At 65.9% G+C, this 21,482-nt stretch carries 16 protein-coding genes and 1 pseudogene; 14 read left to right on the top strand and 3 right to left on the bottom strand.

Annotated elements, in window-relative coordinates:
* Positions 1-117 precede the first annotated feature (117 nt).
* The 3 genes from ACS7SF_RS05595 to tldD are packed head-to-tail and all read left to right on the top strand — an operon-like array spanning position 118 to position 6,800.
* Positions 118-4,422 (top strand): YhdP family protein, encoded by a 4,305-nt coding sequence (locus tag ACS7SF_RS05595; protein WP_439892061.1) that lies wholly within the window; start codon positions 118-120, stop codon positions 4,420-4,422.
* Between the two features lie 32 nt (positions 4,423-4,454).
* Positions 4,455-5,306: a carbon-nitrogen hydrolase family protein gene (locus tag ACS7SF_RS05600; RefSeq protein WP_439892701.1), complete on the top strand. Its 852-nt coding sequence runs from the start codon at positions 4,455-4,457 to the stop codon at positions 5,304-5,306.
* A gap of 30 nt (positions 5,307-5,336) precedes the next feature.
* Positions 5,337-6,800 carry a metalloprotease TldD gene (gene tldD / locus ACS7SF_RS05605; protein ID WP_439892062.1) on the top strand — a complete coding sequence of 488 codons (1,464 nt, stop codon included), beginning with the start codon at positions 5,337-5,339 and terminating at the stop codon, positions 6,798-6,800.
* A gap of 58 nt (positions 6,801-6,858) precedes the next feature.
* Here the strand turns inward: tldD and ACS7SF_RS05610 are convergent, their stop codons facing one another.
* Positions 6,859-7,131 (bottom strand): hypothetical protein, encoded by a 273-nt coding sequence (locus tag ACS7SF_RS05610; protein WP_439892063.1) that lies wholly within the window; start codon positions 7,129-7,131, stop codon positions 6,859-6,861.
* Between the two features lie 63 nt (positions 7,132-7,194).
* Between ACS7SF_RS05610 and aroG the strand changes: the two are divergent.
* Positions 7,195-8,275, top strand: a pseudogene (aroG, locus tag ACS7SF_RS05615) (3-deoxy-7-phosphoheptulonate synthase AroG).
* A gap of 178 nt (positions 8,276-8,453) precedes the next feature.
* Positions 8,454-9,356: a mechanosensitive ion channel family protein gene (locus ACS7SF_RS05620; RefSeq protein ID WP_439892064.1), complete on the top strand. Its 903-nt coding sequence runs from the start codon at positions 8,454-8,456 to the stop codon at positions 9,354-9,356.
* Between the two features lie 69 nt (positions 9,357-9,425).
* Here the strand turns inward: ACS7SF_RS05620 and ACS7SF_RS05625 are convergent, their stop codons facing one another.
* A complete protein-coding gene (locus ACS7SF_RS05625; protein ID WP_439892065.1) occupies positions 9,426-9,983 on the bottom strand; it encodes a cob(I)yrinic acid a,c-diamide adenosyltransferase in 558 nt (185 codons plus the stop codon).
* 141 nt (positions 9,984-10,124) lie between these two features.
* On the opposite strand from ACS7SF_RS05625, the gene ACS7SF_RS05630 reads away from it, so the two are divergent.
* From ACS7SF_RS05630 to ACS7SF_RS05670, 9 genes are all read left to right on the top strand, one after another.
* Positions 10,125-11,543, top strand: a complete 1,419-nt coding sequence (locus tag ACS7SF_RS05630) for an FAD-binding oxidoreductase (protein ID WP_439892066.1) — start codon at positions 10,125-10,127, stop codon at positions 11,541-11,543.
* A gap of 27 nt (positions 11,544-11,570) precedes the next feature.
* On the top strand, positions 11,571-12,455 hold the full coding sequence (locus ACS7SF_RS05635; protein WP_439892067.1) for a LysR substrate-binding domain-containing protein: 885 nt from the start codon (positions 11,571-11,573) through the stop codon (positions 12,453-12,455).
* 524 nt (positions 12,456-12,979) lie between these two features.
* A complete protein-coding gene (locus tag ACS7SF_RS05640; protein ID WP_439892068.1) occupies positions 12,980-14,974 on the top strand; it encodes a PEP/pyruvate-binding domain-containing protein in 1,995 nt (664 codons plus the stop codon).
* Positions 14,975-15,052: 78 nt separating this feature from the next.
* Entirely contained in the window at positions 15,053-16,558 is a 1,506-nt protein-coding gene (locus tag ACS7SF_RS05645; protein ID WP_439892069.1) for an FAD-linked oxidase C-terminal domain-containing protein, read from the top strand.
* A 5-nt stretch (positions 16,559-16,563) separates the two neighbouring features.
* Complete coding sequence (locus ACS7SF_RS05650) at positions 16,564-17,484, top strand: ion transporter (RefSeq protein WP_439892070.1); 921 nt, start codon at positions 16,564-16,566, stop codon at positions 17,482-17,484.
* A gap of 23 nt (positions 17,485-17,507) precedes the next feature.
* Positions 17,508-18,641 (top strand): glycolate oxidase subunit GlcE, encoded by a 1,134-nt coding sequence (glcE, locus tag ACS7SF_RS05655; RefSeq protein WP_439892071.1) that lies wholly within the window; start codon positions 17,508-17,510, stop codon positions 18,639-18,641.
* Between the two features lie 12 nt (positions 18,642-18,653).
* The gene (glcF, locus tag ACS7SF_RS05660; RefSeq protein WP_439892072.1) at positions 18,654-19,898 is read left to right on the top strand and encodes a glycolate oxidase subunit GlcF; all 1,245 of its coding nucleotides are present in this window, start codon (positions 18,654-18,656) and stop codon (positions 19,896-19,898) included.
* A 37-nt stretch (positions 19,899-19,935) separates the two neighbouring features.
* The gene (locus ACS7SF_RS05665) at positions 19,936-20,313 is read left to right on the top strand and encodes a CidA/LrgA family protein (RefSeq protein WP_439892073.1); all 378 of its coding nucleotides are present in this window, start codon (positions 19,936-19,938) and stop codon (positions 20,311-20,313) included.
* The gene (locus tag ACS7SF_RS05670; RefSeq protein ID WP_439892074.1) at positions 20,310-21,041 is read left to right on the top strand and encodes an LrgB family protein; all 732 of its coding nucleotides are present in this window, start codon (positions 20,310-20,312) and stop codon (positions 21,039-21,041) included. Before ACS7SF_RS05665 ends, ACS7SF_RS05670 begins: the two co-directional genes overlap by 4 nt.
* Before the next feature lie 96 nt (positions 21,042-21,137).
* Here the strand turns inward: ACS7SF_RS05670 and ACS7SF_RS05675 are convergent, their stop codons facing one another.
* Entirely contained in the window at positions 21,138-21,473 is a 336-nt protein-coding gene (locus ACS7SF_RS05675) for a hypothetical protein (RefSeq protein WP_439892075.1), read from the bottom strand.
* Positions 21,474-21,482 lie beyond the last annotated feature (9 nt).

The raw sequence follows: 21,482 nt of genomic DNA on the forward strand, positions 1-21,482 counted from the left end.
AGCCGGACGGCGGTCACAGACTTTCGCGGGTATCGCACGTGCTTGCCGCTTCTGCAGCGGCCGCAGCAACCCCTTGTTGATGTGGCGCCGCGTCACGAATATCGGATAATCCCGGTCATGCCTCGCCCGCCCCAGCCCCCAGAATCGCCGAAGTCCGACGGCGGACACACCAGTACCCTGTCATCCCGCCCGACCGGCATGCGCGCGGCCGGGCCGGCTGCGTGGGCGTGGCTCGCGCGACGGGTGGGCGCCATTGGCGGCGGTGTCGCCGCTGTCATGCGTGCCCCGATCTGGCGCAAGCTGTGGCGCATGCTGTGGAAAACGCTGGCGGTGCTGGCCGTGCTGGCCATCATCGGCATGCTGCTGGTGCGCTTTGTGTTGTGGCCGCGTGTGAGCCTGGCGCGCGAGTGGATGGAGCGCGAGGCGTCCAGCGCACTGCACGCCACGGTCAGCATCGGCTCGCTGGAAACCTACTGGGAAGGCTGGCATCCGGCCTTCCGCGCACAACGCATCGATGCCCGCGACACTGCCGGGCGCCATACCTTCGCCGTGCAGGACGTGCAGGCGCGGCTGTCGTGGCGATCGTTGCCGCGTATGGAAATCACATTTGCCGTACTGCACGCCAGTCGCGCCGACGTGCTGGTCCGCCGCAGCGCCGAGGGCGCGCTGCTCGTGGCCGGCATGCCGTTGTCGGCCAACACCAGCGGCGACAGCGGCTTCCTGGATCAACTGCTCTCCCAGGGCGACATCGATGTGCGCGAGGGCGCGGTGCGCTGGCTCGACGAGCAGCAGAAACTGCCCGAGGTGGCGCTGGGCAATGTGCGCATCCAGTTGCGCAGCGGCCCGACCCGCCACCGCCTGGACGCCAGCGGCACGTCACCCACGCTGTTCAACGGCCCCATCAAGCTGCACGCCGATTTCCGCCACGACCTGCTGGCCCGCCCGGGCGACTGGCAGCACTGGCACGGCCAAGCCAACTGGCAGGTCAATACGCTGCAACTGGCCGCCGCACAGCGTTATGTGCCGGTGCTGGCGTCCGCAAATAGCGGCACGCTGTCGTCCGACGGCTCGGTGGAGTTTGCCGATGGCGTCTTCACACGCAGCCAGGCGCGCCTGACGGGCCAGGCGCTGGATTTACAGGTCCGCAAAGACCTTGACCCGCTGCAGTTGCGCAGCCTGCAAGTGTTGGCCACGCACCAGCGCGCGAGCACCGGTGAACACACCCTGCGCGTCGACACCCTGCTCTGGCAACCACTGAACCCATCCACGCAAACCGTCCAGCCGCCGACGCCCGAGCTGGCCGGCCCCGGCATCGTCACGCCGCTCAATCCCGCCGGCACACCGCGCGGGCTGCGCAACGTTACCGTGGGCTGGGCGCTGGATAGCCACGAGGCCCTGCGCTATCTGCAGATCAAAGCCGCCACCATGGACCTGGCCGACGTGCGCGGCATCGCCACCACGCTGCCGCTGCCGGCCGGCGTGCTGGAGCCGCTGCGCGCCAAGCAGCCCGCCGGCCGGCTGGACGATCTCGACATCAATTGGCAGCGCGATGTGTCCCGCTGGCGCCCGAACGCGCCGGCGCCGGTGCACCTGACCGGCCGCGCGACGCTGCGGCAGGTGTCGTTTGGGCCGGGTGCGCTGCCGGCCGTACCGCCTGGCCATCACCCCGAGTCCGCGGTGCCCGGGGTGGAAAACCTCTCCGGCAATGCCGTGTTCTCCGACGAGAAAGGCACCGTGCGGGGCACGCTCCGAATTGACTCCACCGACGCCGCCCTGCTGCTGCCCGGCACCTTTGCCGAGCCGCGCGTGCCGCTGGACCGTCTGCAAGGCACCTTCAACTGGACCTACCGCAAGCAGGAACTGGTGGTGACCAGCGACAACCTGGCGTTCTCCAACGCCGACCTGTCAGCGCGCATCAGCGGCAACTATCGTCACGCCCCCAACACGAGCCATGTCGGCACCATCGATCTGACCGGCACGCTGGAGCACGCCAACGTACCCCGCGTGCCGCGTTATCTGCCGCTGTCCATCGGACAGCATCTGCGCGACTACCTGACCGGTGCGCTGCAAAGCGGCACAGCCAGCAACGTCAGCTTCACGCTGGCGGGCGATCTGCTGGAATTCCCATTCCGGGCGCCGCATAAGGGCGCCTTCCGCGTCGAAGTGCCGATCCAGGATGTGACGTACCAGTCTGCCCCGCCGGAAACGGCGCATAACGCCCCCGGTTCTGTGCCGACGCATCCCGGCGAATGGCCTGCGTTTACCAACATCGATGGCACGGTCATCTTTGACAAGGCTTCACTGGCATTCAAGGTGGCGCACGCCAAGGTGATGGGCGTGGATCTGCAGGACGTGAACGGCAACCTGCCCGACATGGGCGACCATTCGCCGCTGCTGACCATCGAGGGCCGTGGCGATGGGCCCACTCAAGGTTTCCTGCAATACCTGGAGGCCAGCCCCATCAGCGGGTGGATCGGCCACTTCACCAAGGATGCGCGTGCGCAGGGCAATGCCACGCTGGCGCTCAAGCTGGAGCTGCCGCTGCACGAAATGCACAACACCCGCGCGCAGGGCAGCGTCACCTTCCTGCGCAATGACGTCACCCTGCTGTCGCAAGCGCCGCCGCTGACCGACGTGACGGGCGCACTCACCTTCACGCAGAAGGGCATCGGCTTCAATAACCTGCGTGCGCGCTTTGCCGGTGGCGAAATCCGCCCGACTGGCGGCACCGCACCGGATGGCACGATCCGCATCCAGGTCGCGGGCACCGCCTCGGCCCAGGGCCTGCGCGAGACGACGCCGGAGGGCAGCCCCATCGCCGCGATTGCCCGTGCGCTGGAGGGCAGCGCGCCGTACAGCGCCACGATCAGCGTCAAGCAGCATCGACCGATCATCCAGGTGCAGTCCGACCTCACGCCGATGACGGTTCGCCTGCCCGCCCCGCTCAACAAAGCCGCCGGGCAGCCGCTGCCGGTGCGCTTTGAAATGCAGCCGCTGGCCGCCAACAGCGCGCTCGACGAAATCACGCTGCAGATCGGCAATATCGTCAGCGCGCGTTATGAGCAGCGCAGCAATGGCAACGGCGTCGAGGTGCTGCGCGGTGGCATCGGCGTACGCCAACCGGTGCCGCAACTGGCCGACGGTGTGCAGGCCAACCTCGCGCTGGATCAGCTGGACATTGACGCCTGGCGCCAAGTGTTCGCCAAGCCCTCGGCCGACAAGAGCGCTACCCAGGTCGCCTCCGAACATGCCGCGGCCAGCGCCAATGCCAGCCACAACGCGTATCTGCCAAACCGCCTGAACGCGCGGGCACAAATACTGCACATGCTGGGCCGCGACTTCAACGCCGTGCGCATCGACGCCACGCGCGATGGCGCCAACTGGCAATCGACCATCGAATCACGCGAGATCGCCGGCAACACGCGCTGGCACGCCGAGAGCGCCGCCGTACCCTTCGGCGAGCTGACCATGCGCCTGTCGCGCATGAGCATCCCCGACGCGAAGGAAGAAACCGCGCTGACCGAGTCCCTGGCCAGCAGCTCACAGGAAATCCCGTCGCTCGACCTCGTGGCCGACAAGTTCGACCTGCGCGGCAAGACGCTCGGCAAGCTCGAAATCAAGGCGCGCAGCCAGATCAACGACGGCGCGCCCGTGTGGACACTGGAAACGCTCAAGATCGAGCAGCCGGCCGCCACGCTCACCGCGCAGGGCACGTGGCGCATCCCGCGCCGGTTGCGTGGCGGCGGTGATGACCCTGAACGCCGCACGCTGCTCGACTTCCACCTGGATCTGCGCGACTCCGGCGAGCTGCTGCAGAAAATGGGCTTCGCCAAGGTGCTCGATGGTGCCAAGGGCAAGCTCGAAGGTCGCGTGGTGTGGCGTGGCTCGCCCATGTCGATCGACACCCCCACGCTCAACGGCCGCATGGCGTTGAACCTCGAGCGCGGCCAGTTCCTGCCGGTCGATCCGGGCCTCGCCAAGCTGGCCGGGGTGCTGAGCCTGCAAGGGCTGCTGCACTTCGCCACCGACCTCCGCGGCGCCACGGGGCGCGGCACGCCGTTTGACAGTGTCACCGCCACCGGCACGATCGCCGGCGGTGTCGCACGCACGGAAGACTTCGCCGTCAAAGGTCCGCAGTTCCAGGTGGCCATGCAGGGCTCGGCCAACATCCTCGAGGAAACACAGGATCTACACGTCAAGGTCACGCCCAAGGTGGATGCGACCTCCGCATCGTTGGCGGCCGCATTCATCAACCCGGCCATCGGGCTCGGCACACTGGCGGCGCAGCTCGTCTTGGGCGACCAGTTGTCGAAGGCATTTGCCACGCAGTATCACGTCACCGGCAGCTGGGCCGATCCGAAGATCGAAAAGATCGCGTCCAGCAGCAATTCAGGCAGCGCACCGCAAACCTCGGCAAAATAGGCGCCATGACTTCCACGACCACCACGACTGTGATGTCCGCATCCGCCCCCTCCGGCTCGGATGCGCCTTTCGCCGCACCTTTTCGCGTTGCCGCCATCCAGACCGTCTCGGGCATTGAGGTAGACGCCAATTTGGCGCACGCCGACGCGCTGCTCGCCGAAGCCGCCGCCCAGGGCGCACAACTCGCGCTGCTGCCCGAGTACTTCTGCAAGATGGGCCGCAAAGACAGCGACAAGGTCGCCATCCGCGAGAACGATCAGGATGGCCCGATCCAGACGTTCCTGGCCGATGCCGCGCGGCGCCACAAGCTGTGGCTCGTCGGCGGCACGCTGCCGATGTGGTGTGAAGACGAACAGCGCGTGCGCAATACCTCGCTCGCGTTCCACCCCGCCGGCATGCGCGTCGCGCGCTACGACAAGATCCACCTGTTCAACTTCGTGCGCGGCGAAGAGCGCTACGACGAAGCCCGCACCATCGAGCCCGGTGCCACGCCGGTCGCCTTCGATGCGCCGTGCGGCCGCGTGGGCATGTCGGTGTGCTACGACCTGCGCTTTCCGGAGCTGTACCGCGCCCTGTCGGCGCAAGGCAACCTGAACTTGATTCTGATGCCGGCGGCCTTCACCTACGTGACGGGCGCCGCGCACTGGGAAATCCTGCTGCGCGCCCGCGCCATCGAGAATCAGTGTTACGTGCTCGCCGCCGCACAGGGCGGGCACCATGAAAACGGCCGCCGCACCTGGGGCCACTCCATGCTGGTCGATCCGTGGGGCGAGATCATTGCCTCCGTGCCCGAAGGCGAAGGCGTGGCCATTGGCGATATGGACCCGGCGCGCCTGGCGCAAGTGCGGCGCGATCTGCCAGCGCTCAAACACCGCGTGATGTAAGCCAACCGAATTTCTTTGCGAGAACTCACCATGAACGCAGGCGACATCGCCATCCAGAATCTGTCCATCGCGCGCCGCGTGCTGCTCGACCCATACGGCCTCGACGAAGCGCACCTGCAACGCGCGCTGGCCGACATCTTCACGCACCGCGTCGACTACGCCGACCTCTACTTCCAGTACACCCGCAACGAGGCGTGGAGCCTGGAAGAAGGCATCGTCAAGTCGGGCAGTTTCAGCATCGATCAGGGCGTGGGTGTGCGCGCCGTCTCGGGCGACCGCACCGCGTTTGCCTACTCCGACGACATCAGCCTGCCCGCGCTGATGCAGGCCGCCGGCGCCACGCGCACGATCGGCAAGGCCGGCTCCGGCCGCGTGAAGGTGGCGAACAGCCTGGTCAGCGGCCCGAGCGGCCACTCGCTGTATGCACCGAACGACCCGCTCGACTCGATGACGGCCACCGAAAAGGTCGCCCTGCTGGAGCGCATCGAAAAGCTCGCCCGCGCCAAGGACCCGCGCGTGGTGCAGGTCATGGCCGGCCTCGCCGGCGAATACGACGTGATGCTGGTGGCACGCAGCGACGGCGTGATCGCAGCCGACGTGCGCCCGCTGGTGCGCGTCTCCGTCACCGTCATCGCCGAGCAGAATGGGCGCCGCGAAATGGGCAGCTCCGGTGGCGGCGGCCGCTATGCCTACGGCTATTTCACCGACGACCTGCTGCGCGAATACGTGGACGAGGCGGTCTCTTCCGCGCTCGTCAACCTGGAAGCCAAGCCGGCACCGGCGGGCACGATGACCGTCGTGCTCGGCCCGGGCTGGCCCGGCGTGCTGCTGCACGAAGCCATCGGCCACGGGCTGGAGGGCGACTTCAACCGCAAGGGCTCATCCGCCTTCTCCGGCCGCATGGGCGAACGCGTGGCAGCCAAGGGCGTCACCGTGGTGGATGACGGGACGCTTGCCAACCGCCGCGGCTCGCTCAACCTCGACGACGAGGGCAATCCCACGCAGTGCAACACGCTCATCGAAGACGGCATTCTCACCGGCTACATGCAGGACACGCTCAACGCGCGCCTGATGAAGATGCCCGTGACCGGCAACGCCCGCCGCGAGAGCTACGCCGCCCTGCCCATGCCGCGCATGACCAATACCTACATGCTCGGCGGCGACAAAGATCCGCAGGAGATCATCGCCAGCGTCAAGAAGGGGCTGTATGCGGTGAACTTCGGCGGCGGCCAGGTCGACATCACCAACGGCAAGTTCGTGTTCTCCGCCAGCGAGGCCTACCTCATCGAAGACGGCAAGATCACCGCGCCGGTCAAGGGCGCGACGCTGGTCGGTAGCGGCCCGGAATCGCTCAAGCACGTGACCATGATCGGCAACGACATGCGCCTCGATTCGGGCATCGGCGTGTGCGGCAAGGAAGGCCAGAGCGTGCCGGTGGGCGTGGGCCAGCCGACCCTGCGCATGGAGAACATGACGGTGGGCGGCACGGTTTGATCCGCGTCGGAATCGTCGTTTTGGCGCCGCAGGCCCGGAAAATCCGCGCTTGCGGCGCTCAGAAAAAGCAGCTATAAAGACGGTTCGATTGGTGCGGCGCGGTAGTTTTGTCACCCGCGCTTTCCTGATTTTTGTTGCACGACTTAGCTTTCTCTCCATGTCCTTCGCCAAGTTTTTTTACTTTTACTTTTGGCATCTCGCACCGCTGGCGGAAGGAGAGGGGCGCTTGCAGCAAAAATAAAGCACCCAGCAGATACCGAAAACCGCCAGCAACCCTGGCGGTTTTTTTTCGCCCTGTCACCCGCCCCACCCCGGCACCGACGCGAAACATGATCCGAACACAGTAGACGTTTCCAATACTTCCAATACAACGAGACACCCCCAGGAGCTTTCCATGCCGAAGAACACCGACGACTTGCGCATTCGCGAACTCAAAGAGCTGACGCCGCCGGCGCACCTGATTCGCGAATTCCCGTGCAGCGACACCGTGTCGGAGCTGATCTACCAGAGCCGCAACGCCATGCACCGCATCCTGCACGGCATGGATGACCGCCTGATCGTCATCATCGGCCCCTGCTCCATCCACGACACCAAGGCCGCGCTGGACTACGCCCGCCGCCTGGTCGAGCAGCGCGAGCGCTTCAAGAACGAGCTGGAAATCGTCATGCGCGTGTACTTCGAAAAGCCGCGCACCACGGTCGGCTGGAAGGGCCTGATCAACGATCCGTACATGGACGGCAGCTTCAAGATCAACGACGGCCTGCGCACCGCGCGTGAGGTGCTGATGAACATCAACGAGCTCGGCCTGCCCGCCGGCACCGAATACCTCGACATGATCAGCCCGCAGTACATCGCTGACTTGGTGAGCTGGGGCGCCATCGGTGCGCGCACGACTGAAAGCCAAGTGCACCGCGAGCTGGCGTCCGGCCTGTCGTGCCCGGTCGGCTTCAAGAACGGCACCGACGGCAACGTGAAGATCGCCGTGGACGCCATCAAGGCCGCATCGCAGCCGCACCACTTCCTGTCGGTCACCAAGGGCGGCCACTCGGCCATCGTGTTCGACGGCGGGCAATGAGGATTGCCACATCATCCTGCGCGGCGGCAAGGCGCCCAACTATGATGCCGCGAGTGTGCAGGAAGCCTGCGACGCCATCTCCAAGTCCGGCCTGGCCGCGCGCCTGATGATCGACGCCTCGCACGCCAACAGCAGCAAGAAGCACGAGAACCAGATCCCGGTGTGCGAAGATATCGGCCGCCAGATGGCTGCAGGCGACAACCGCATCGTCGGCGTGATGGTGGAATCGCACATCAACGCCGGCCGCCAAGACCACGTGCAGGGCACGCCGGTGTCTGACCTCGCCTACGGCCAGAGCGTGACCGACGCCTGCATCGGCTGGGACGATTCGGTGAAGGTGCTGGAAACGCTGGCCGACGCCGTGCGCAAGCGCCGTCTGGTGGCGGGCAGCGGTAACTGAGCCACCGCGCTACGCCGAAGTGATTTGAGGAAGGACGCCGGCGGGCGTCCTTTTTTATCGGCCGCGCCAGACGTGCCGGATGTATAACAAATGTGAGCAAAAGGCGCCAAAGTCACACAAATTGGCCGTCTTTGACATATCTTAGGTGGGTTCCCCTGCTCATCCCCCGGAGGCGACCATGGCAGACACCCTGGCGGACACCGCCGTCAACACCGCAAGCAAGTACCAGGCGATCATCGCGCAGTACGCCACCGACGTCGGCATGAAGATCCTCGCCGCCATCGTCTTCTGGGTGGTCGGCCGCTGGCTGATCAACCTGGCCGTGCGCATGGTGGAGGGCTCGTTGAGCCGACAGAAAGTCGATCCAACGGTGCTGCGCTACGTCGGCTCGATCATCACCGTCACGCTGAACGTGCTGCTGGTGATCGGCATCCTCGGCTACTTCGGCATCCAGACGACGACGTTTGCTGCGTTGATTGCGGCGGCCGGCGTGGCCATCGGCATGGCCTGGTCGGGGCTGCTGTCGAACTTTGCGGCAGGCGCGTTCCTGATCGTGCTGCGGCCGTTCAAGGTGGGCGACTTCGTCACGGTCGGCGGCATCACCGGCACCGTGAAGGAGATTGGCCTGTTTGCCACCTCGCTCAACACGCCGGACAACGTCGTCACCATCGTTGGCAACGGCAAGATCTTCGCCGACACGATCCAGAACTACACCTCCAACCCCTTCCGCCGTGTCGAGCTGAAGGCACAGCTGGCGGGCAGCGCCGACCACCGCGCCGCCATCGCGCTGCTCAAGGAAAAGATCACCGCCATCCCGAACGTGCTGGCCGATCCAGCCGTCGACGTGGAGATCCTGGAGTTCAACCTGGTCGGGCCAGTGCTGGCCGTGCGCCCATACACGCACAACGACCACTACTGGCAGGTCTACTTCGACACCAACCGCACCATCAAGGAAGCCCTGGCCGAAGGCGGCTTCCCTGCGCCCACGCCGTCGCAAGCGCTGACCATCACCACGCCGGGGCAACTGACCGGCTTGGCCGCCGTGGCGCAAAGTACGACAACGCCGACGAGCGTGAACTGATCCACGCCTGCGCAAAAGCAAACGGCCCGGTTCTGCACCGGGCCGTTTTGTTTTGTGCGATGACGACGGCTATGCCGGCTTGTTCTCTTCGCGTTTCCAGAGGACATCCGTACCGCCGTCCACGCGATTCAGCACACGGGCCAGCACGAACAGCAGGTCCGACAGCCGATTGACGTACTGGCGCGGTGCCTCGCCAATCGTCTCGGCACGGCCGAGCGCGACGATGCTGCGTTCCGCCCGGCGCGCAACGGTGCGGCAGATGTGCGCCTGCGCCGCCGCACGGCTGCCGCCCGGCAGGATGAACTCCGCTAGGCGCGGCAGATCGGCGTTGTAATCCGCCAGCCATTGGTCGAGCCGCAGCACGTGCGCCGTCGTCACCATGGTGTAGCCCGGAATGCACAACTCGCCGCCCAGATCGAACAAGTCATGCTGGATGGCGGTCAGTGCCGCGCGCACGCCGTCAGGCAGCGTTTCCGTCAGCAGTACGCCGATGTGCGAGTTCAGTTCGTCCACATCGCCGATGGCGGCGATGCGCAAGCTGTCCTTGGCGGTACGGCTGCCGTCGCCGAGGCCGGTGGTGCCGTCGTCGCCAGTGCGCGTGGCGATCTTGGATAGGCGGTTCCCCACGGTGCGTCTCCTTTGATGCGGTGCAATGTTGGTGGCACCCATTATCGCAAGCCCTGCGCACCCCCGGCGTTAGAATGACAGCCCACGTTGCTCCCAAACTGCGGCCCCAGACCGCAGCTCCAGCACACCGCGCGAGACACCATGAACCACCCCGCACCGCCCTCCCAGTCGATTCGCAAACCGATTCCGGCCGCCATGCTCGACGCGCTGCGTGCCCGCTTCGGCAATCGCCTCTCCACCGCTGAAGCCGTGCGCGCCCACCACGGCCGCGACGAATCCGCCTACGACCCGATGCTGCCCGACGCTGTCGTTTTCGCGCAGACCACCGAGGAAGTCGCCGCCGTCGCCAAGCTCTGCTTTGAGCACGAGATTCCGCTGATCCCGTACGGCGCGGGCTCGTCGCTCGAAGGCCACCTGCTGGCCGTGGCCGGCGGCGTGAGCCTCGATCTCTCGCAGATGAACCACGTGCTGGCCGTCCACCCGGAAGACCTGACGGTGACGGTCGAGCCGGGCGTCACGCGCAAGCAGCTCAATACGGAGATCCGCGACACGGGCCTGTTCTTCCCGATCGACCCGGGCGCCGATGCATCCATCGGCGGCATGTGCGCGACGCGCGCGTCCGGCACCAACGCCGTGCGCTACGGCACGATGCGCGAGAACGTGCTGAACCTGACGGTGGTGACCGCCGATGGCCGCATCATCAAGACGGCCAACCGCGCGCGCAAATCGTCGGCGGGGTATGACCTGACGCGCCTGTTCATCGGCAGCGAAGGGACGCTGGGCATCATCACCGAGATCACGCTGAAGCTGTATCCGCAGCCGGAGGCGGTGTCTGCTGCCGTGTGCGCCTTCCCGAGCATGGGCGATGCGGTGTCCGCCGTGATCGACACCATCCAGATGGGCGTGCCGATTGCGCGCGCGGAGTTTGTCGACGCGCTCGCCATCCGCGCCATCAACCAGTACGACAAGCTCACGCTGCCCGAAATGCCGACGCTGTTCTTCGAGTTCCACGGCTCGGAGCACGGCGTGCAGGAGCAGGCCGAGACGGTGCAGGCAATCGCCGCCGAACACCAAGGCCAGGGCTTCGAATGGGCCACGCGGCCCGAGGACCGCAGCCGCCTGTGGAACGCGCGGCACAACGCCTACTTCGCCTTCCTGCAGCTCAAGCCCGGCTGCCGCGCCGTCACCACCGACGTGTGCGTGCCGATCTCGCGCCTGGCTGACTGCGTGGTGGAAACCGAACGCGACCTGCTCGCCAGCGCGCTGCAGCTGCCCGCCCCCATCGTCGGCCACGTGGGTGACGGCAACTTCCACGTCGCGCTGCTGATCGACCCGAACAAGCCGGAAGAACTGGAAGAAGCCGAACGCATCAACCAGCGCATCGTGTCGCGCGCGATTGCCATGGACGGCACCTGCACGGGCGAGCACGGTGTCGGTCTGCACAAAATGGACTTCCTCATCGCCGAGCACGGCAACGATGCGATCGACCTGATGCGCAGCGTCAAGCAGGCACTGGACCCGAAGCACATCCTGAACCCCGGCAAGATCTTCCACCTGTAATCGGCTCAACCACCGGCGACCGTCCGCATGTCCTCCGTCTTCAAGCGCGTTCCTCCGCTGCACCTGCTGATTGCCTTTGAGGCGGGGGCCCGCCATGCGAGCTTCGCGCGGGCGGCCGAAGAGTTGTCGGTCACGCCCAGCGCCGTGTCCCACCGCATCAAGAACCTCGAAGAGCTGTGGGGCGAAGATCTGTTCGTGCGCACCGGCACGGCACTGCGGCTCACGGCGGCCGGCACGCGCTACCTGCGCAGCGTGCAGGACGCGCTCAAAAGCCTGCACGAACTGGCGCGGCCCGACTTCAGCAAGCAGCGCGCGCGGCTGCGCGTGGCGATTCCGCCCACGTTTGGCCGCCAGCACCTCGTGGCGCGCATTCCCGAGTTCAACGCGCTGTATCCGCACATCGACGTGGAGCTGCACCTGTCCATCCCGTTCCTCGACGTGAAGGCCGAGGACACCGATGTCGAAATCCGCTACGGCACGGGCCGCTATCCGGATTTGAAGACGACGCTGCTGCTCAACGAGCCGGTGTTCCCGGCATGCGGGCGCGCGTACTTCGAGCAGATCAGCGGCAACACCATCACCGAAGCCTCGCAGGTGCTGAACCTCACGTTGCTGCGCAGCCCGCTGGAGCCGTGGCGCCCGTGGTTCGAGGCTGCCGGGCTGGATGCGCCGGAGCCTGCCACCGGCTCGCTCTTCAACGACATCGGCCTGATGCTGGAAGCCGTGGCCTCCAATCAGGGCGTGGCGCTGGTGCGGCAAGCCATGGCGCGCAACTGGCTGGCCTCGGGGCAGATCGTGCGGCTGCTGGACATCGAACCGCCGCATGCGTACTACATCGTCCAGCGCGAGCAGGCGCCGATGAAGCCCGAGGCGCAGCACTTTGTGGACTGGCTGCTTGGGCTCGATTGGTAACACGCCAGCGCTGTGGCGGGCCATCGCACCTCAAACCTCCGGATTCGAAACTTTTAGTACCGACGCTGGACCTCTGGGCCTCCGACGTTGATGCAAAAAGCAGCACCACCGGACCTTGGAGGTCCGACGTTGCACCTCAGAGGCCCGACGCCCGACTCTTTTTACTCCGGCGTTGCTGCTTTTTTCATCAACGCTGACCGTTTGACCTCCGCGCCCGGAGCACCCGAGCTCCGGATTCGAAACTTTTAGTGTGGAAGTCGGACCTTTGAACTCCGCCGTCGGCAGTGGAAGCCTCGATGACGGAGCTTGAAGGTCCGCCACCGACAATCGCAGCCTTGCTGCACCGCGATGAATGCGATTGGCCGCTTGAGCGAGCCAAATTCATCGCCGCAAAAGTCCTTTACCCAGCGCGCGGCACTGTAGCGGCGCTATAGTGCCTCCCACCCCAACGCTCAGGACAGCCGCCGTGCGGCACCCTGGGTGGCGCTGCCTATTTCCAGCAACACATCGTGAATCCAACCCGTATGCCTCGCCGCCCCCGGCACCCTGTTGTCTCTCGCATGGCGCTGTGCGCGCTGTTTCTGGCTGTAGCCCATGACCAAGCCGCCCTCGCTCAGCTCGCTCGCAAGCCGTCGTCTTACGAATCGCGGCAGAGTTCGCCCGTAGACGACATGCGCAGCAAGCAAGGTCCCGCCTCGCTTTCGAGCCTCCGCAGCCGCGACGATTTCATGCGCCTGGCGCGCGTCTACAACCGCGGCACGCCGCTGGAAATGCCGCACGTGCTGTTCGTGATTGACCTGCAGAACGGCGGGCGGATCGACTACATCAACACGCCGCGTTACGTGCTGCACGACCGCTTCGTGCAGCACGACAAGCGGATTGCGAAGTGGGACAAGGCCACGCTCAACGCGCAGTACACCAGCCCGCAGCGGCGCTTCCTGTTTGGCACGCTGAGCTGGCAACAGAACCTGCCGGGCTACACCTATGAGTTTTGGGAGGGCGACAAGCTCACCCCCGCGTTGCTGACGCAAGCCGACAAAATCGTGCATGCCTCGTTCTACGACGCGATCCGCTTCAAGTCGAACTCCACGCTGCATGAGCAGACCGCGCAATCCGCCAACGTGCCCTTCGTCACCCAGGAAGCGCTGCTGCACGAACAGACCTTCCTGCCGTTGAACACGGGCCGTGCGCAGGGGCGGCTGCGCATCATCGCGTCGGTCGAGCAAGCCACGGATCTCTCGCCGCACGACATCGTGGTGCTGGATGAGGTGCCGATCGCCCTGCCGCCCATTGCAGGCCTGATCACCCAGCGGCCCTCCACCCTGCTGTCGCACGCCAACCTCCTTGCCAAGGGCTGGCGTATCCCGAACGCCTACGTGCGCGACGCGCAAGCTACGCTGCGGCAGTACGACGGGCAATGGGTGTCACTGGAGGTCAGCCCCAACGACTACCAGGTCCACCCGATCGCCCGCCCGACTACCGTCGAGCCCAAGCCGCTCGCACAGACATCGCGCCCCCTTCCCAAGCCGGACGTATCGGTGACGGACCTCCGGCCACTGTCGGCGCTGCGCGCATCGAGCAGCCGTTACTGCGGCAGCAAGGCCGCCAACCTCGGCACACTCAAATCTGCCCTGCCGCCCGCTGCCAGCGTGCCGGATGGCTTTTGCATCCCGTTCTCGCAATTCCAGGCCGCCATGCAGAGGCTGCACATCCCGGAGCGGCTTGCCACCTTGCAGCAACGCCCGGGTTTTGCGACCGACGCCGCCGTGCGCAAGGAGGCGCTCGCCACGCTACGCGCGGAAATTGCCGATGCGCCGCCCGACGCGGCGCTGGTGCGTACCCTGCAAGCGCAATGGCAACACCAGTTGCAAGGTCGCGGCGTGTTCGTGCGCAGCTCGTCCAACTCAGAAGACCTGCCGGGCTTCAGCGGCGCAGGGCTGTACACCACCGTGCCCAACGTAACGCAGGCCGATGCGCTGGTCCGTGCGGTGCAGACCGTCTGGGCGTCGGTCTACAACTTCGAGGCTTACGAAGCGCGGCAAGCGGCAGGGTTGGGGCAGGATGCCGTGTCGATGGCGGTGCTGGTGCAAGTGACCGCGCCGTCGGACAGTTCCGGCGTGATGATCACCCGCGATCCGTTTGATGCAGGCCGCCGCCACATCAGCTATATCTCGGCCAAACGTGGCTTGGGCATTCGCGTGGTGGAAGGCAAGCGGCAAGCCGAACAGGTCATGTACTCGACCTGGTCCAAGGCGGTGCAAGTGCTGAGCCATTCCCAGGAAGACACCCAGCTGGTGGCCGAGACCAATGGCGGCGTGCGCGAAGTGTCGTTGACCGGGCCGCGCCAAGTGCTGACCGATGCGTTGATCGCGCGGCTGGCGGCGGTGGGGAACAAGGCCAAGCAAGCCTTAGGCGGCAAGGAGCAGGACATTGAGTGGGCGGTCGTCGGCAATGACATCGTCATCCTGCAATCCCGGCCCTATATTGATGGCAACCAGCGTGATGGCAACCGGCTCTAGGCGCCGCAGGGCTGCCGCCGCCACGATCGTGTTCTATGCCCCGGCCGCGCTGCGGGGCACCACCAAGAGAGACACCCCATGAATGCGCCCTCGTCGTTGTCCGCCGCCGCTCCCACCCGCGACCCGGCTGCCGTGCAGGCCGAACTGACCGCCGCACTGTCCCAGATCGTTTCCGACGACGCCCTGCTGTGGAAACGCGAGGACACCACCCCGTACGAATGCGACGGCCTGGCCGCCTATCGCCAAGTGCCGCTGGCCGTCGTGCTGCCGGACACCGAGGCGCAGGTCGTTGAGATCCTGCGCGTCTGCCACCGCATGGGCGTGCCCGTGGTGCCGCGCGGCGCGGGGACGAGCCTGTCGGGCGGCGCGATGCCCACGCCGGGCGGGCTGGTGCTGTCCCTGGCCAAGTTCAAGCGCATCCTCAAGGTCGATCCGTACACGCGCACGGCGGTCGTGCAGCCCGGTGTGCGCAACCTCGCCATTTCGGAAGCGGCCAACCCGCACGGGCTGTATTACGCGCCCGATCCGTCGTCGCAGATCGCCTGCACGATTGGCGGCAACGTGAACGAGAACTCGGGCGGTGTGCACTGCCTCAAGTACGGCCTGACCGTGCACAACGTGCTGCGCGTGCGCGCGGTGATGATGGATGGTGAGGTGGTCGAGTTCGGCAGCGAGGCGCCCGATGCGCCCGGCCTGGACCTGCTGGCCACCGTGATCGGCTCCGAAGGCATGCTGGCCGTGGTGACGGAAGTGACCGTGCGCCTGATCCCCAAGCCGCAGTTGGCGCAGGTGATCATGGCGAGCTTCGATGATGTGGAAAGCGGCGGCAACGCCGTGGCCGACGTGATTGCCGCAGGCATCATCCCGGCCGGGCTGGAGATGATGGACAAGCCCGCCACCGCCGCCGTTGAAGAGTTCGTCTGCGCCGGCTACGACCTGAACGCCGCCGCCATCCTGCTGTGCGAATCCGATGGCACGCCCGAAGAAGTGGCCGAAGAAATCGCACGCATGAGCGAGGTGCTGCGCGCCTCCGGCGCCACGCGTATCCAGGTCTCGCAAAGCGAGGCCGAGCGGTTGAAGTTCTGGAGCGGGCGCAAGAATGCGTTCCCCGCCGCCGGGCGCATCTCGCCGGACTACTACTGCATGGACGGCACGATCCCCCGCAAGCACATCGGCACGTTGCTCCGCCGCATCCAGGAGATGGAGCAGAAGTACGCCCTGCGCTGCATCAACGTGTTCCATGCGGGCGACGGCAACATGCACCCGCTCATCCTCTTCAACGGTGAAGACCAGGACGAGTGGCACCGCGCTGAACTGTTCGGCTCCGACATTCTCGAGACCTGCGTGGAGCTGGGCGGCACCGTGACTGGCGAGCACGGCGTGGGCGTGGAGAAGCTCAGCTCGATGTGCGTGCAGTTTTCGACCGAAGAGCGCGATGCCTTCCTGAGCGTGAAGGCCGCCTTCGACCCGGCGCGCCTGCTGAACCCCGACAAGGCCATCCCCACGCTCGCGCGCTGCGCCGAATACGGCAAGCTGCACGTGCGCAACGGGCTGCTGCCGCATCCGGACCTGCCCCGCTTCTGAGCGCCATGAGCCAGAACCCATCCCACCCCGACCGATACCGCTGGCACGCGCACAACGCGCGCCTGGGCGAATACCTCGGCAAGCCCGAAGAGGACGGCTGGCGCCGCCGCTGGTACGTCATCATCTTCGAGGCCGAGACCCGCGCCGGCCGCCAGTTTGACGTGACCCTGCTGGTCGCCATTCTCGCCAGCGTGCTGGTGGTGATGCTCGACAGCCTGCCCAGCGTTCACGAGCGCGCGGGCACGCTCTTCACCGTCATCGAATGGCTCGCCACGCTGCTGTTCACGGCCGAATACATCATGCGCATCCTGGTGGTGCGCAAGCCGTGGCGCTATGTGTTGAGCTTCTACGGCATCATCGATTTCATCTCGATCCTGCCGACCTGGCTGGCGGTGTTCGCGCCGGAATTGGCGTACCTGATCGACGTGCGCCTGCTGCGGCTGCTGCGCGTGTTCCGGGTGCTCAAGCTCACGATCTACTTTGAAGAAGCGCAGGTGCTGCTGCGTGCGCTGGTCAACGCCCGGCGCAAGATCTTCGTGTTCCTGGGCACGGTGTTCATCATCACCATCATCCTGGGCACGGTGATGTACGTGGTGGAAGGCCCGCAGCATGGCTTCACCAGCATCCCGGTCAGCATGTACTGGGCGGTGGTCACGCTCACCACCACGGGCTTTGGCGACCTGGTGCCGAAGACGCCGCTGGGGCAGTTCATCACGTCGATGACCATTCTGCTGGGCTACAGCATCATCGCGTTCCCCACCGGCATCATCGGTGCGGAACTGGTGAACACCATGCGCGAGCGCTCGCCCAAGGCACGCGCCTGCACCCACTGCGCCACCGAAGGCCACGACACCGACGCCGTGTTCTGCAAGCGCTGCGCGACCAAGCTGCCGCCCCTTTCCACGGAAACCGCCCGCAGCCAGTGAGCTGCCGTGCCCGGACGTTCGCCATGTCAATCACGCCAGACACCACGCTTTCACCCACGCTTGGGCGCTTTCGCGATGCCATCGCGCAGGCCGCTGACAGCCGCACGCCGCTCACCCTGCGCGGCGGCGGCACGAAGGATTTCTACGGCCGCGCCCCGGCACCCCACACCACCGTGCTCGACACGCGCGAGTGGTCCGGCATCGTCGACTACGACTGCGCCGAGCTGGTGATTACCGCACGCAGCGGCACACCGCTCGTCGAGATCGAAGCCGCGCTGGCCGAGCACAAGCAGATGCTGGCGTTCGAGCCGCCGCACTTTGCTGCGGACGGCAAACAAGCCACCGTGGGCGGCGCGTTTGCATCCGGCCTGTCGGGTCCACGCCGACAATCGGTGGGCGCGCTGCGCGATTTCGTGCTCGGCGCAGTGGTGATGGATGGCCGTGGCGACATGCTCAACTTCGGCGGCCAGGTGATGAAGAACGTGGCCGGCTACGACGTTTCGCGTCTGATGGCGGGGGCACTTGGCACGCTGGGCCTCGTCGTGCAGGTGTCGCTCAAGGTGCTGCCGATGCCGTTCTGCGATGCGACGCTGCGCTTTGCCATGGCCCAAAGCGAGGCCATCGACACGCTCAATCGATGGGGCGGCCAGCCGTTGCCGATTGCCGCGTCTGCGTGGATCGACGGAGCGCTGTGGGTACGCCTGAGCGGCGCCGATGCGGCCGTGCGCGCGGCCGTTACCAAGCTCGGCGGCGATCGTGTGGACGAGGCTGACGCCGCTGCGTTCTGGCGTGACTTGCGCGAGCAATCGCACACGTTCTTTGCTCGCGCCGTGCAAGGCAACCTGCCGCTGTGGCGCATCGCCCTGCCCCCGGCTACGCCGCCGCTGGCACTCGGCGCCGCATCGGCGGATGAGCAACTCGTCGAATGGGGCGGTGGCCAACGCTGGTGGATCGACACCGCCAATACCCCTGCTGACACCATCCGCGACGCCGCCCGCAAGGCCGGCGGCCACGCCACGCTGTTCCGCAACGGCGACCGCGCGAGCGACATCTTCACGCCCGTCGCCGCACCGCTGATGGCGGTACACAAGCGCCTGAAGGACAGCTTCGATCCGCACGGCATCTTCAACCCGGGCCGTCTGTACGCCGATTTCTAACGCACGCTCATCATGCAAATCACGCTCGCGGCGTTCCTGCGCAACACCCCCGACGGCGAAGAAGCCCAAAGCATCGTGCAGAAGTGCGTGCACTGCGGCTTCTGTACGGCCACCTGCCCGACCTACCAGTTACTCGGCGATGAGCTGGACGGCCCGCGCGGGCGCATCTACCTGATGAAGCAGGTGCTGGAGGGCCAGCCCGCCGGCCCGGCCACGCGCCTGCACCTGGACCGCTGCCTGACCTGCCGCAACTGCGAATCGACCTGCCCGTCCGGCGTGACCTACGGGCGCCTGGTGGAGATCGGCCGCAAGATCGTCGATGACCAGCTCGATGCCAAAGGCGAATCGCGCCCCTTTGGCGAGCGCGCCGTGCGCTGGGTGCTGCGCGAAGGCCTGACGCGGCCGGCGCTGTTCGGCCCCGCGCTCAAGGTGGGACAAGCCGTGCGCGGGCTGCTGCCGCCGGTGCTGCGCAACAAGGTTCCCGCCAAACAGCCGCATGCCGGCGTGCGTCCGACCACCACGCACACCCGCAAGATGCTGCTGCTCGAAGGCTGCGTGCAGCCAGCCATGTCACCCAACATCAATGCCGCCACGGCACGCGTGTTCGACAAGCTGGGCGTGCAGCTCATCAGCGCAGAGCGCGCGGGCTGCTGCGGCGCCATCCGGTATCACATGAACGACCACGTGGGCGGGCTCGGCAACATGCGCGCCAACATCGACGCATGGTGGCCGCATATCGAAGCCGGCGCCGAAGCCATCGTCATGACGGCTTCCGGCTGCGGCGCCATGGTCAAGGAGTACGGCCACCTGCTGCGCGAGGACCCGACCTATGCCGAACGCGCAGCACGCGTATCCGCCATGACGCGCGATCTGTGCGAAGTGCTGCCCGCTTTCTCCACCGAGTTGTTGCAGAAGGCCAAACCCGAAGCACAACGCCCGCGCGTGGCCTGGCACCCACCGTGCACGCTGCAGCACGGTCAGCAGATCCGTGGCGCGGTGGAAACGCTGCTCGGCTCGCTGGGCGTGGACGTCAAGCTCTGCGCAGACAGCCACCTGTGCTGCGGCTCGGCGGGCACGTATTCGGTGCTGCAGCCCGAGCTGGCCTACCGTCTGCGTGACGACAAGCTTGCCAAGCTGGAGGCGACGCAGCCCGAGCGCATCGTCACCGCCAACATCGGCTGCGTGACGCATCTGCAGAGCGGCACCGACACGCCCGTCGAGCACTGGATCGAATTAGTCGACCGCATGCTGGCCTGACGTTCAGACGACCCGCCTCATCTGTTTCGGAGATCCCATGCTGCAAACCTTCGCGATCCTGTTGACGTTCCAGTCGGTGGGGGAGCTGCTGACGTATTCGCTGCACCTACCCGTGCCCGGTCCGGTGATCGGCATGGTGCTGCTGGTCATCTACCTGCTGGTGGACAAGGGCCGCGTGCTCGAAGTCATGCAGGGCACCGTCAGCGATCTGCTAAAGCACCTGACCATCCTGTTCGTGCCGGCCGGCGTCGGCGTGATGACGCAACTGCACCGCATCGGGCAGGAATGGCTGCCGATCGTGGTGGCGACCGTCGTGTCGACCTGGCTGTCGATTGCCGCAGGCGCGCTCGTCACGCGCGCGCTGATGCGCCGCATGGGGGACCACGGCGAAGCCAACGAGGAGCTCGCCCCATGAACACGATGGCACCCAACCTGCACCAGCTCTGGGTCTACCTGGCCGCCAGCCCGCTGCTGGGCCTGACCGCCACGCTGATCGCCTACCTGATCGGCGTGCGCCTGCACGAGCGCAGCGGCTTCAACCCCGTGGTCAATCCGCTGCTGATTGCGGTGGTGATTCTCGGCACGCTGCTAACAGTGACCGGCACGCCGTACAAAACGTACTTTGATGGCGCGCAGTTCGTGCACTTCCTGCTGGGGCCGGCCACGGTGGCGCTGGCGGTACCGCTGTATCAGCAATGGGCGAAGCTGCGCCGCCATGCGATCCCGCTGATGATCGGACTGCTGGCGGGGTCGGTGGTGGCCGTGGTGTCGGCAGTGGGCATTGCCTGGCTGCTGGGTGCATCGCCGGAAACGCTGCGCTCGATGGCGCCGAAATCCGTGACCATCCCGATCGCCATGGGCATCTCAGAGAAGATCGGCGGCGCACCGACGATCACCGCCGTGCTGGTGCTCATTACCGGCATCGTGGGCGCCACGACGACCACGCGGCTGCTGAACCTGCTGCGCATCCGCGAGTACAGCGTGCGCGGCTTCGCCACCGGCATTGCCGCGCACGGCATCGGCACGGCGCGCGCGTTCCAGGTCCATCCGGAAGCGGGCGCGTTCTCGGCGCTGGGCATGGGGCTGAACGGCGTGCTGACGGCGATACTCGTGCCGCTGCTGGCGGGCTGGATTCCTCATTAGCGGATACGCCCCTCCCGCCTATCCCGCCACAGACTTTAGTTCCATTTTCCGTTACAACTTGCGCACTTTTCGCACAGAGGCTAAACGGAATTCTATTTACACGCTCTTGGGCAATGAAGGAATCGCTTGATAGCCCTCTTCGCTCAAGAACGTGATATCTCTTTTTCCGGCATCCGTCAGATACGAGACCACTTGCCGAAATAGATCAGTCTGCATATCGCTAAGTTGAAGAAACCCCCACTCGTCGCCCTCCTTGCCTGTCGGCCTAACGCCCATGAAGCTGGCCTGCAATGGCTCATCGGTGTAGCAACGAACAACATAGCTCATGCCGCCATCCTGAAACTCGTAAACATCGTATTCATAGTAATAGTCATACATCCCGTCCGCATCCGGGTCACTGCAATCAATGAAGTGCTCTTTTTCTACGTTCATGGATTCCAA

Origin of the sequence: Ralstonia sp. 25C (assembly GCF_051904805.1) — a bacterium.
GTDB lineage: Bacteria > Pseudomonadota > Gammaproteobacteria > Burkholderiales > Burkholderiaceae > Ralstonia.